The following is a 10,840-nucleotide window of genomic DNA, read 5'->3' as shown; positions in this document are numbered from 1 at the left end:
CAACGTCAGAAAACCCGCCGGCAACCATCCCTGGCGCCATGCTCCAACTTGACCGGCCTTCCCGGTGACGCCAAAGGGGACATGTTTAACTGGCACAGGGTGGGGACATTTCTAAATGGCGTTGACAAATCCGGCCGGCGTTGCCGGCAGCGGCGCCTGTCTCCGGGCATCGAACCGCGCTTGCGGTTAGAATGTCCCGTTGCCCGCCGAGGGGCGCTGCGACCGTTTGCGACGGCGGCCTTGTCCGCCGTGCCCGCCCCCGAGGCCGGCACGCCATCCGGCCAGGCTCGGCGCGGCACGTTTCACAACGGCGCCCGGTTGCCCAGGAGCGTGGGCGCGAACCTTTTCGCACCGAACCGGAGATTTGCATGAACGCTGCCACCCGTGACATCCCCAAGCACGATTACAGGATCGCCGACATCGGCCTGGCCGAGTTCGGCCGCAAGGAGCTGGACATCGCCGAGCACGAGATGCCGGGCCTGATGTCGATCCGCAAGAAGTACGCCCCGAGCGCGCCGCTGAAGGGCGTGCGCGTGACCGGCTCGCTGCACATGACGATCCAGACCGCGGTGCTGATCGAGACGCTCAAGGACATCGGCGCCGACGTGCGCTGGGCCTCGTGCAACATCTTCTCCACCCAGGACCACGCCGCCGCGGCGATCGCCGCCACCGGCACCCCGGTGTTCGCCTGGAAGGGCGAGACGCTGGAGGAATACTGGGACTGCACACTGGACGCGCTCTCCTTCCCCGACGGCAAGGGCGGCCACCTCGGTCCGCAGCTGGTGGTCGACGACGGCGGCGACGTGACGCTGCTGATCCACAAGGGCTACGAGCTGGAGAACGGCTCGGACTGGGTCGACACCGCCTCGGAGAGCCACGAGGAGCAGGTGATCAAGAATTTGCTCAAGCGCGTGGCCAGCGAGCGCCCGGGCTTCTGGCACACCGTCGTGCGCGACTGGAAGGGCGTCTCGGAGGAGACCACCACCGGCGTGCACCGCCTGTACCAGATGCTGGAGGCAGGCAAGCTGCTGGTGCCGGCGATCAACGTGAACGACTCGGTGACCAAGTCGAAGTTCGACAACCTCTACGGCTGCCGCGAGTCGCTGGCCGACGGCCTGAAGCGCGCGATGGACGTGATGCTGGCCGGCAAGGTCGCCGTGGTGTGCGGCTACGGCGACGTCGGCAAGGGCTCGGCGCACAGCCTGCGTGCCTACGGTGCGCGCGTGGTGGTGACCGAGATCGATCCGATCAACGCCCTGCAGGCGGCGATGGAAGGCTTCGAGGTGAACACGGTGGAGAGCACGCTCGGCCGCGGCGACATCTATGTCACCACCACCGGCAACAAGGACGTGCTGACCATCGAGCACCTGAGCCGGATGAAGGACCAGGCCATCGTCTGCAACATCGGCCACTTCGACAACGAGATCCAGGTCGACGCGCTGAACAAGTGCCCCGGCGTGACCAGGCTCAACATCAAGCCGCAGGTGGACAAGTACACGTTCAAGGACGGCCGCGCGATCTTCCTGCTGGCCGAAGGCCGCCTGGTCAACCTCGGCTGCGCCACCGGACACCCGAGCTTCGTGATGTCCAACTCGTTCTCCAACCAGACCCTGGCGCAGATCGACCTGTGGGCGAACAGGGAGACCTACGAGAAGAAGGTCTACATCCTGCCCAAGAAGCTGGACGAGGAAGTCGCCCGCCTGCACCTGGAGAAGATCGGCGTGAAGCTGACCACGCTGACCGACGCCCAGGCCGCCTACCTCGGCGTGCCGAAGGAAGGCCCGTACAAGCCGGAGCACTACCGCTACTGATCGGTGTTCGCACCGCGAAAGCGACGGACGAAGGGCGCAGCGATGCGCCCTTCGTCGTTTCCGGGTACCGCTGCTGAAATCAGGCGGGCCGGTGCGACCCACAGGAAACGCCGCCGTGGCGATACCCCATACCCCTTTCACGCCCCGTGACAGCGCCACCCCCCCAGGCGAACAATGGACTGCGCGCGGCGAGCGCCCTTGCCCGCAGTGCGGGCAGCGCCTCGTATCCCGCGAACTGCCGCGTGCCCGGCGATGCCTGCCACGCGCCATCCGCCTGTCCGCATGACGACCGACACACCGAGTGCCGCCGTCCACGGCAGCACGCCCCTGGCATGTACAGCAGGCCGAGTGCAGCAGGCCGAGCCTGTGCCGGCCACCAAGTGGGTTTGCCGCATCGCGGCATGACATGTCGTCGGGAAAGGGGGTATCAATCAACATACCCGAGGGGGTATGAGTATTTCTCTTTCCACGCTGGCCGGCCGACACGGCGGGTGATCGGGAGTCACCATGAAACAACGACCCATCTGGAACGCTCATGTCGCCGGGGCCGCGCTCGGCCTGGCGCTGCTGCTCACCTTCGTGCTGACCGGTCATGGGCTTGGCGCCTCCGGCACACCGACCACGATCGCGGCCGTCGCGTCCAACGCGGTGGCGCCAGCGACCACGCAGGCCAACGGCTATCTCGGCGCCATGGTGCAGGATGGCAACAATCCGCTCAATTCCTGGATCAACTGGGAAGTGCTGGGCGTACTGTTCGGCGCCTTGCTGGCTGCCTGGTGGTCCGGCCAGATGCGTCTGCGGGTCGAAGGGCCGCCGAAGGCACGCACGCCCGGGCGACTGGCGCTGGCATTGGCGGGCGGCATCCTGTCCGGTTTCGGTGCGCGCGTCTCGGCCGGCTGCACCAGCGGGCTGGGCCTGTCCGGTTCGGCCACGCTGGCCACGGCCGGCTTCGTCTTCCTGATCGGCTTTTTCGGCGCAGGCCTGGCCACCGGCCTGCTCACGCGGAGGATGTGGAAATGACCTTCCCACTCGGAATGACCGGCCCGCTCTCGGGACTGGTCTGCGGCGCATTGTTCGGTTTCATCCTGCAGCGCGGCGGCCTGGGCAACGGCTGCCGGCTGACCGCCCAGCTGCGGTTGCAGGACTGGACCGTATTCAACGTGATGTTCACCGCCATCCTGGTGTCCGCTGGCGGCCTGTACGTACTCGAACTGGCCGGGGTGATGCATGCCTCGGACATCTTCGTGCCGACCACCTACCTGTGGGCCACCCTGCTCGGCGGCGCGCTGATCGGCATCGGCATGGGGCTGGGCGGTTATTGCCCGGGCACCTCCGTGGTCGGCGCGGCGGCCGGTCGGATCGACGGCATCGTGTTCTTCATCGGCCTGATCATCGGGGTAATCGCCTTTGCCGGCGTCTACACCCCGATCGCTCCGCTGCTGGGCGCGGCGGCCGGCCCGCAGTCGCAAACCCTTGGCGACCTGCTCGGCCTGCCGGCATGGGCGGTGCTGGCCATCCTGATCGGCGTCGCCGTCGGCGTGTGGTGGTTCACCCGCCGCAACGGTGACGACCAGACCATCACCTGCGCCGACTGACGCGCCATTCCACCTTCGAGGACACACACCATGAGCAAGATCCACCGCAAGCGCAGCGCCTCACTGGGCGTCCGGCTGTCGACTGCCACGCTGGCCATCGCGGCGATGGCACCACTGCCCGCCGCGCTGGCGCCGTTTGGCGGTGTATCCGCGGTCCACGCCCAGAACAATCCATGCGCCCCCACGCCGGCCAAGTCCGCGCCCGCCAACCCCTGCGCACCGCAGAAGGCCGGTGCGGCCAATCCCTGCGCACCCCGGGCAGCCCGTCCGGCCAACCCGTGCGCGCCGAAGGCCGGCAAAGGCAAGAAGAACTGCGACGCACCGAAGAACCCCTGCGCACCGGCGCCGAAGTGCGACGAGGGCGGCCAGGGCCGATGAATCGCGCCCAGGCCACCGCTGCCGACCATCCGCGCCTGCCGTTCCCGCAGGCACGGATCGCCGCGAGCCTGCGTGCGCTTGGTCGCGCCCGCCGCGCGCGCGCGCGCGCCGCGGCGGACGCGCTGGTCGACTGTCTCGACCGATTCGTCTCCTCCGGCCGGGTGCCGCTGGCAGCCGCGCTTGGCGACACCGCCACACCGCAGGTCTGGCGTCAGTACCAGCCGGACGGCGCCACGGCGATGGACGGCCGCGCGGGCACCTTGCACTTCTACTACCACGCCCATCGCACGGCGGGGGCATCCCCCGCCGAGCATGGACACTTCCACGTGTTCGCCCAGCTCGGGGCGGCCGTCGACGGCCCCCCCCGCTACACGCACCTGGTGGCCATCGGCGTCGATGCACGCGGCATGCCGCAGCGGCTGTTCACCACCAATCGCTGGGTCACCGACGAAACCTGGTTGCCGGCCGATCGCCTGATCGCCCTGGCCGAGAAGATCGCCGGCACGCCGGCTGCCGGGAACGATCCGGTGGAAGCCTGGCTGCGCGCGCAACTGGGGGTGTTCGCGCCGCAGATTGCCGCCGTGCTGCGGCATCGCGATCGGCGCATGGCGATACGCCAGCAAGGCGGGCATCGACCCGGTCTTTTCGAGGACCGTCGCATGCACGTGCTCAGCCAGTGCCGCATTTCGGTCGAACGCCAGCTCTCGGCGCTCGACCACGTCATTCACTGAATTGTCCGAAAGGATGGGGTGGAGGGAATGAACATGAACACACGCATCAGAAGCATCTTGGTCGCCGCACTGGCCCTGCTCGGGTCGGCCGCTGCCCAGGCAGTGACGCTGCCCGGGCCGGTGGTCAGCGCGCAGTGGCTGGCGCAGCACCAGCACGAGGTCAACATCGTCGACGTCCGCAGCGATCCCGCCTCCTTCGTCAAGGCACCGGTCTTCAGCACCGGCAAGGGTGCCAAGACGCTGTCCACGCTCGGCGGTCACATTCCCGGCGCGCTGCTGCTCGACTTCGGGAAAGTGCGCGTTGCGCGGATGATCGACGGTCGCCAGATCAAGTGGATGCTGCCCGACCAGGCGACCTTCCAGGCCCTGATGCGGGGCATTGGCGTCAAGGCCGGCAAGCCGACCGTGATCGTGCCCGAGGGCGCCTCCGGCGCGGACCTGGACATGGCGGCGCGCGTGTACTGGTCGATGAAGGTCTACGGTGACGACCACCTGGCACTGCTCGACGGCGGCACCACAGGCTGGCTGCAGCAGGGCCTGGCGTTCGACACCACGCCCGCGGCGACCGGCGACGGCACCTGGGCGGCGACCGCCCCCCGCATGAAGTACGTCGCCGACAGCCAGGACGTCGCCAAGGCGATCGGCAGCGGCGTGCAGATCGTCGACGCCCGCCCGATGCCGTTCTACGTGGGCTTGACCAAGAAGCCGGACATCGGCCAGGCCGGGCACATCAGGGGCGCGGTCAACCTGCCGCCGGAGCTGCGCACCGCCTCCACCGGCGGCGCCGAGCACTACCTCTCGCCGGCGCAATACCAGGCCATCTTCAAGCACCTGGACATCAAGGCCGGCAAGCCCAGCATCACCTACTGCAACACCGGCCACCTCGCCTCCGGCGCGTGGTTCGTGCTCAGCGAAGTGATGAAGAACCCGAACACCCGCCTGTACGACGGCTCGATGCTGGAGTGGACCGCGGAGCAGCGTCCGGTGGTCGGCCTGCCCTGACCTGACACACGTCGTCTGCACGCATGCACGCAGACGACGTTCTTTCTTTTCCGGCCGCGATGAAAAAGTGTCGCGCCGCCTTACCTCGACGGAGCATGCGATGGACCAGCAGGATCCCAAACGGGGCCGCCTACTGCAGGCACCGGAGAATTTCCTGAGCATCGAAGGTCGCTCGCGCCGGCGTGCGCTGGGCGGGCTGCTGGCCGGCGGCGCCGCATTGCTCGCGGCCGGGTCGGTGCGCGCCGCCGAGCAGGCCGGCGCCGTGGTGGATCCGAAACACCTGCCGCCGAACCTGCCGCCGTGGTCGCAGAACCTCGGCAAGCCGGTCGGAGCCGATCCGTACGGCGTTCCCTCGGGCTTCGAGAAGAACATCATCCGCCGCAGCAGTCCGGGGCTGACCACGACCACCCAATCGTCGGTGGCGTTCACGCCGCTGCAGAACCTGTTCGGCATCATCACGCCGAACGGCCTGCACTTCGAGCGCGATCACAACGGCCGTCCGGACATCAATCCGTACGAGCACCGGCTGATGATCCACGGCCTGGTGCGCGAGCCGAAGATCTACACGATGGAGGACCTGCTGCGGTTCCCGTCGGTGTCGCGCATCTACTTTGTGGAATGCGGCGCCAACTCGGCGATGGAGTGGGCCAACCCGTCGGTGCCCACGGTGCAGTACACCCACGGCATGCTCAGCTGCGCCGAATGGACCGGCGTACCGCTGTCCACGCTGCTGGAAGATGTCGGCTTCGATGCGAAGCAGGCCAAGTACATCCTGGCCGAGGGCGCCGATGCCGCCGGCCTCACGCGCACCATCCCGATCGCCTTCGCGCTGGACGACGTGCTGGTGGCATACGGCCAGAACGGCGAGATGGTTCGCCCCGAGAACGGCTACCCGCTGCGCCTGATCGTGCCCGGCGTGCAGGGCGTGTCGAACGTGAAGTGGCTGCGCCGGATCAAGGTCGGCGACAAGCCGTGGAACACCCGCGAGGAATCGCTGCAGTACAGCGACCTGATGCCGGACGGCAGCATCCGCCAGTACACCTGGATCCAGGAGGCCAAGTCGGTGATCACCTCGCCGTCCGGCGGGCAGCATCTGCTGGACAAGGGCGGCTACTACGAGATCGGCGGCCTGGCGTGGTCCGGCCGCGGCCGCATCAGGCGGGTGGACGTCTCCACCGACGGCGGCAGGAACTGGCGCACCGCCAGACTGCAGACGCCGGTGCTGGACAAGGCGCTCACCCGCTTCCGGCTGGACTGGACCTGGGACGGCAGCCCTGCCCTGCTGCAGAGCCGCTGCATCGACTCGACCGGCTACGTGCAGCCGAAAATGCGCCAGTTGCGCGAAGTGCGCGGCACCAGCTCGATCTATCACAACAACGCCATTCAGACCTGGCTCGTCGATGCCGAGGGGAAGGTGCACAATGTCGAAGTCTGATCGGATGGCCGCTGCACTGGCGGCCGTCCTGCTGCTGATCGGCGCCCTGCCGGTGCAGGCCCAGGGCAAGTACGGACTCGGGCAGAAAGCCACCCCGGAGCAGATCGCCGGCTGGAACATCGACGTGCGCCCCGACGGCGCCGGCCTGCCCGACGGACAGGGCTCGGTGTCCGAGGGCAACGAGGTGTACGACGCCAACTGCGCCAGTTGCCACGGCACGTTCGGCGAGAGCAACTCGTATATCGCGCTGACCGGCGTGGCCACCCGCCTCAACTACGCCACCACGCTGTTCGACTACATCAACCGCGCGATGCCGTTCCCGCATTCGAAGTCGCTGACGGCCAACCAGGTGTATGCCGCCACCGCCTACGTGCTGAACCTCAACGACATCGTCCCGGCCGACTTCGTCGCCAACAAGGACACCTTGCCCAAGGTCAAGATGCCCGCGCACGACAAGGTCAAGCCGTTCCCCGGCTTGATGAGCGTGAAGGGCACGCCCGACGTCCACAACGTCGCCTGCATGAAGGACTGCGCGAAGGACGTGAAGGTCAGCGCAAGCCTTCCGGCCGGCTTCGTCGAGAACCTGTACGGCGACATCCGCGACAACTTCCGCGGCCTGCAGACCATGAACGAGCAGGCGCCGCCCGCGTCCGAGTTGCCGGGCCATGCCGACGCCAAGGCAGCCCCGGACGTCCCCAAGCTGCTCGGCACCTACGCCTGCACCGCGTGCCACGCCGCAGACCACAAGGTGATCGGCCCGGCCTTCCAGGACGTCGCCGCCAAATACCGGGGCAACGCCAACGCGGTGCAGCACCTGACCGACAAGATCCGCAAGGGTGGCTCCGGCGTGTGGGGCCCGATCCCGATGCCGCCGCAGTCCGGGCCGTCCGACGCGGAACTGGCGGCCATCATCCACTGGGTCCTGAGCCAGCCCGCCAAGAAATGACCGAGGAACCGAGCATGCCGCGACACCCCGCACCCGTCACCCCAAGGCACCCACCATGCAGCAACACAGTCAAGTCGAGGAGTCATCCATGAACATGTCGAGAAGGGCATTCCTGCAGGTCAGCGCCAGCGGTACCGCCCTGCTGTTGGTGTCGGCGACCGGCCTGTTGCCGCGCTTGGCGGCCGCAGCAGCCACCAACCCGCTGGCGCCCACCGATCACCGCAAGCCGTTCCAGGCGATGACGCTCGACGAAGTGGTCAAGTCGCTGGGCGGCACCACGGCGACGAAGTCGACCGACATCGCGCTGCAGGCGCCGCCGATCGCCGAGAACGGCGCAGTGGTGCCGGTGGTGATCGAGAGCAAGCTGCCCAACACGCGGATGATCGCGATCGTGTCGGAGAAAAACCCGCACGCGCTGTCGGCCTCGTTCAGCTTCCCCGACGGCACCGAGCCGTACGTGATGACGCGCGTGAAGGTCGCCGAGACGTCCAACCTCTACGCCCTGGTGCAGACCGACAAGGGCTTTTTCTATACCGAGCAGCTGGTCAAGGTCACCCTTGGCGGCTGCGGCGGCTGAACCGACTCCAGGAGAACGAGATGGCAGATCCGATGCGAATTCGCGCCAGCCTGACGGGCGACACCGTCGAGGTGAAGGTGCTGATGTCCCACCCGATGGAAACCGGCCTGCGCAAGGACGCCAGCGGCAAGCCGGTGCCCGCCCACTACATCGAAACCGTCAAGGCCAGTTGCAAGGGCAAGGACGTGCTGACCGCCGAATGGGGCCCGGCGGTATCCAAGAACCCGTTCCTGGCCTTCAAGTTCAAGGGCGGCGCCAAGGGCGACAAGGTCTCGATCACCTGGCGCGACACCGCCGGCGAAACCCGCACCGACGAAGCGGTGATCAGCTGACGCCCCGGCGGAGGAGCCCCAGGGCTGCCGCAGCTTCCGCACCGTTCAGCGCGCCGGCGAGGTGATATCCATGCACAAGATCACGCTGTCCCTGCTGCTCGCGCTGTGTGCGATCGGCGCAGCGCCCGCGCCGTCGCGCGCTGCACCGGCATCAGCCACGCAGGGCGCGCCGATGCGGGTGGTGTTTCATCTGGACACCGGCAGCAAGGGCACCGTCACCGCGCTGCATCAGGCCAGGAACCTGCTCACGGCCGACCCGACGGCGAAGATCGTCGTCGTGGCGCTCGGCGAAAGCGTGCGTTTCCTGGTCAAGGGCAGCAAGACCGAGGGCGGTTATCCGTTTGCGCTGATGATCGAAGACCTGCAGCAGAGCGGCGTTCGTTTCGAAGCCTGCAACAACACCATGACGACGCTGAAGATCACCAAGAATCAACTGGACGACGACATCGACGTCGTCCCCTCCGGCCTGGCCGAAATCGCGCGGCTGCAGTCGCGCGAAGGCTATGCCTACATCAAACCCTGAGCGTCGACGGGCATCTGAGGAGACGACACATGAAATCGAAATCCAGGCAGCTGATGCTCGGGCTGATGCTCGTGGGAGGAGCCGCCGGAAGCCTGGCGATGTCGCTGGCATGGGCGCAATCGGAAACCGCGAGCGACCCGGTGGCCGAATACCGCGCGATGTTCGGCGACGACAACCCGGCCGAACTGTGGATCGCCCGCGGACAGGACCTGTGGAACCAGGTGCGCGGCCCCAAGGGCCTGTCGCTGGCCAAGAGCTGCGACCTCGGCCTGGGCGCCGGCGTGGTCAAGGGCGCCTACGCGCACATGCCACGCTACTTTGCCGACACCCGGAAGGTGCAGGACCTCGATAGCCGACTGCTCACCTGCATGGTGCAGGGGCAAGGGCTGGACGAAGCGACGATCCTGAAAAACCGCTTTGGCGACGGCGACCGCAAGTCGGACCTCGAAGCGCTGGCGTCCTACATCGTCGACGCCTCCAAGGGCGTGGCCATCAGCCTGCCGCTGGATCATCCGCAGGAGAAGCAGGCCTACGAAACGGGCAAGGCGATCTTTTTCTATCGCGCGGCCACCCACGACTTCTCCTGCGCCACCTGTCACGGACAGGTCGGCAAGCGCATCCGCCTGCAGCAACTGCCCGACCTCGCCCAGGCCGGCCCGGACGCGCGTGCCACCTACACCACATGGCCGGCCTATCGCGTATCGCAAGGCGAGGTGCGCACGATGGAGTGGCGCATCGGCGACTGCTTCCGCCAACAGCGATTGCCGGAACTGAAGTACGGATCGGAAGCCGCGATCGACCTGACCATGTTCCTCGCCAAGAACGCCGAAGGCGGAAAGATGGCGGCCCCCGGTCTGAAACGTTAAGGAGTCGACCATGCGTACCCCGATTCGCCTACTCATCCTGCTTGCGGCCCTGCCGGTGATTTCCAGTGCTGCCGAGGCGGTACACCAGGGCGACCGCAATGCCCGGGCGCTGGCCGTCATGAAGGCGTCGTTCAAGCCTCACGGCCAGGCCGGCATGGATCGCCTGAAGCAGGACGCCACCCAGGCCCTGTGCTCGCTGCACGCGCCAGCGATGCCCACCGGCGAGGCGGCCGCCAAGGCCTTGGCGGCCAACCAGGCCTCGGTCAAGTTTCCCGCCGACGGCAAGTTCCTCGGCGACTGGAAGCGTGGCCAGGCGATCGCCGAGGAAGGCACCGGCTTCCAGTATTCCGACGATCCGGCCAAGCCGTCCGGTGGCAACTGCTACGCCTGCCACCAGCTCGACAAGCAGCAGATCGCCTACGGCACCATCGGCCCGTCGCTCTACCACTACGGCAAGAACCGCGGCCGATCCGAGCCGGTGCTGAAGCTGGCCTGGAGCATGATCAGCGACATGAAGGGATACTCGTTGTGTTCGGCGATGCCGCGTTTCGGCGCCAAGGGCGTGCTCACCGAACAGCAGATCAAGGACGTCATGGCCTTGCTGTTCGATCCCGCCTCGCCGGTCAACCAGTAAGCGTGCCGGG

The 10,840-nt window shown here is 67.4% G+C and carries 13 protein-coding genes; all 13 read left to right on the top strand.

Annotated features, from left to right (window positions below):
- Positions 1–368 precede the first annotated feature (368 nt).
- The 13 genes from ahcY to soxX all read left to right on the top strand — a co-directional run bounded on the left by ahcY (position 369) and on the right by soxX (position 10,830).
- Positions 369–1,811: an adenosylhomocysteinase gene (gene ahcY / locus ACO2Q2_RS08215; RefSeq protein ID WP_423255276.1), complete on the top strand. Its 1,443-nt coding sequence runs from the start codon at positions 369–371 to the stop codon at positions 1,809–1,811.
- 507 nt (positions 1,812–2,318) lie between these two features.
- A complete protein-coding gene (locus tag ACO2Q2_RS08210; protein ID WP_423255275.1) occupies positions 2,319–2,831 on the top strand; it encodes a YeeE/YedE thiosulfate transporter family protein in 513 nt (170 codons plus the stop codon).
- The gene (locus ACO2Q2_RS08205; protein WP_423255274.1) at positions 2,828–3,406 is read left to right on the top strand and encodes a YeeE/YedE thiosulfate transporter family protein; all 579 of its coding nucleotides are present in this window, start codon (positions 2,828–2,830) and stop codon (positions 3,404–3,406) included. The genes ACO2Q2_RS08210 and ACO2Q2_RS08205 overlap by 4 nt, the downstream gene beginning before the upstream one ends.
- A gap of 30 nt (positions 3,407–3,436) precedes the next feature.
- Positions 3,437–3,784 (top strand): hypothetical protein, encoded by a 348-nt coding sequence (locus ACO2Q2_RS08200; RefSeq protein ID WP_423255273.1) that lies wholly within the window; start codon positions 3,437–3,439, stop codon positions 3,782–3,784.
- Complete coding sequence (locus ACO2Q2_RS08195) at positions 3,781–4,515, top strand: DUF6969 family protein (RefSeq protein WP_423255272.1); 735 nt, start codon at positions 3,781–3,783, stop codon at positions 4,513–4,515. Before ACO2Q2_RS08200 ends, ACO2Q2_RS08195 begins: the two co-directional genes overlap by 4 nt.
- 33 nt (positions 4,516–4,548) lie before the next feature.
- Positions 4,549–5,517, top strand: a complete 969-nt coding sequence (locus ACO2Q2_RS08190) for a sulfurtransferase (RefSeq protein ID WP_423255271.1) — start codon at positions 4,549–4,551, stop codon at positions 5,515–5,517.
- 100 nt (positions 5,518–5,617) lie between these two features.
- Positions 5,618–6,952, top strand: coding sequence for a sulfite dehydrogenase (gene soxC / locus ACO2Q2_RS08185; RefSeq protein ID WP_423255270.1), 1,335 nt, complete (start codon positions 5,618–5,620; stop codon positions 6,950–6,952).
- A complete protein-coding gene (locus tag ACO2Q2_RS08180; protein WP_423255269.1) occupies positions 6,939–7,898 on the top strand; it encodes a c-type cytochrome in 960 nt (319 codons plus the stop codon). Before soxC ends, ACO2Q2_RS08180 begins: the two co-directional genes overlap by 14 nt.
- Before the next feature lie 88 nt (positions 7,899–7,986).
- Complete coding sequence (soxY, locus tag ACO2Q2_RS08175; protein WP_423255268.1) at positions 7,987–8,475, top strand: thiosulfate oxidation carrier protein SoxY; 489 nt, start codon at positions 7,987–7,989, stop codon at positions 8,473–8,475.
- A 20-nt stretch (positions 8,476–8,495) separates the two neighbouring features.
- Positions 8,496–8,807, top strand: a complete 312-nt coding sequence (gene soxZ, locus ACO2Q2_RS08170) for a thiosulfate oxidation carrier complex protein SoxZ (RefSeq protein WP_423255267.1) — start codon at positions 8,496–8,498, stop codon at positions 8,805–8,807.
- A 70-nt stretch (positions 8,808–8,877) separates the two neighbouring features.
- The gene (locus tag ACO2Q2_RS08165) at positions 8,878–9,330 is read left to right on the top strand and encodes a DsrE family protein (RefSeq protein ID WP_423255266.1); all 453 of its coding nucleotides are present in this window, start codon (positions 8,878–8,880) and stop codon (positions 9,328–9,330) included.
- Between the two features lie 29 nt (positions 9,331–9,359).
- Positions 9,360–10,196, top strand: coding sequence for a sulfur oxidation c-type cytochrome SoxA (gene soxA, locus ACO2Q2_RS08160; RefSeq protein ID WP_423255265.1), 837 nt, complete (start codon positions 9,360–9,362; stop codon positions 10,194–10,196).
- A 10-nt stretch (positions 10,197–10,206) separates the two neighbouring features.
- Entirely contained in the window at positions 10,207–10,830 is a 624-nt protein-coding gene (soxX, locus tag ACO2Q2_RS08155) for a sulfur oxidation c-type cytochrome SoxX (RefSeq protein WP_423255264.1), read from the top strand.
- The last annotated feature ends 10 nt before the right edge of the window (positions 10,831–10,840 follow it).

Origin of the sequence: Dyella sp. KRB-257, assembly GCF_049445995.1 — a bacterium.
Lineage (GTDB): Bacteria > Pseudomonadota > Gammaproteobacteria > Xanthomonadales > Rhodanobacteraceae > Dyella_A.
Note: the sequence above shows the minus strand (reverse complement) of the source record. Positions and strands in the feature narration are given on the sequence as shown.

What these genes read in the sequence shown, in the direction of transcription:
- soxC (WP_423255270.1), top strand. Translation starts at nt 5,618, where the DNA reads ATGGACCAGCAGGATCCCAAACGGGGCCGCCTACTGCAGGCACCGGAG.
- ACO2Q2_RS08210 (WP_423255275.1), top strand. Translation starts at nt 2,319, where the DNA reads ATGAAACAACGACCCATCTGGAACGCTCATGTCGCCGGGGCCGCGCTC.
- ACO2Q2_RS08200 (WP_423255273.1), top strand. Translation starts at nt 3,437, where the DNA reads ATGAGCAAGATCCACCGCAAGCGCAGCGCCTCACTGGGCGTCCGGCTG.
- ACO2Q2_RS08205 (WP_423255274.1), top strand. Translation starts at nt 2,828, where the DNA reads ATGACCTTCCCACTCGGAATGACCGGCCCGCTCTCGGGACTGGTCTGC.
- ahcY (WP_423255276.1), top strand. Translation starts at nt 369, where the DNA reads ATGAACGCTGCCACCCGTGACATCCCCAAGCACGATTACAGGATCGCC.
- ACO2Q2_RS08180 (WP_423255269.1), top strand. Translation starts at nt 6,939, where the DNA reads ATGTCGAAGTCTGATCGGATGGCCGCTGCACTGGCGGCCGTCCTGCTG.
- soxX (WP_423255264.1), top strand. Translation starts at nt 10,207, where the DNA reads ATGCGTACCCCGATTCGCCTACTCATCCTGCTTGCGGCCCTGCCGGTG.
- ACO2Q2_RS08190 (WP_423255271.1), top strand. Translation starts at nt 4,549, where the DNA reads ATGAACACACGCATCAGAAGCATCTTGGTCGCCGCACTGGCCCTGCTC.
- ACO2Q2_RS08195 (WP_423255272.1), top strand. Translation starts at nt 3,781, where the DNA reads ATGAATCGCGCCCAGGCCACCGCTGCCGACCATCCGCGCCTGCCGTTC.
- soxZ (WP_423255267.1), top strand. Translation starts at nt 8,496, where the DNA reads ATGGCAGATCCGATGCGAATTCGCGCCAGCCTGACGGGCGACACCGTC.
- ACO2Q2_RS08165 (WP_423255266.1), top strand. Translation starts at nt 8,878, where the DNA reads ATGCACAAGATCACGCTGTCCCTGCTGCTCGCGCTGTGTGCGATCGGC.
- soxY (WP_423255268.1), top strand. Translation starts at nt 7,987, where the DNA reads ATGAACATGTCGAGAAGGGCATTCCTGCAGGTCAGCGCCAGCGGTACC.
- soxA (WP_423255265.1), top strand. Translation starts at nt 9,360, where the DNA reads ATGAAATCGAAATCCAGGCAGCTGATGCTCGGGCTGATGCTCGTGGGA.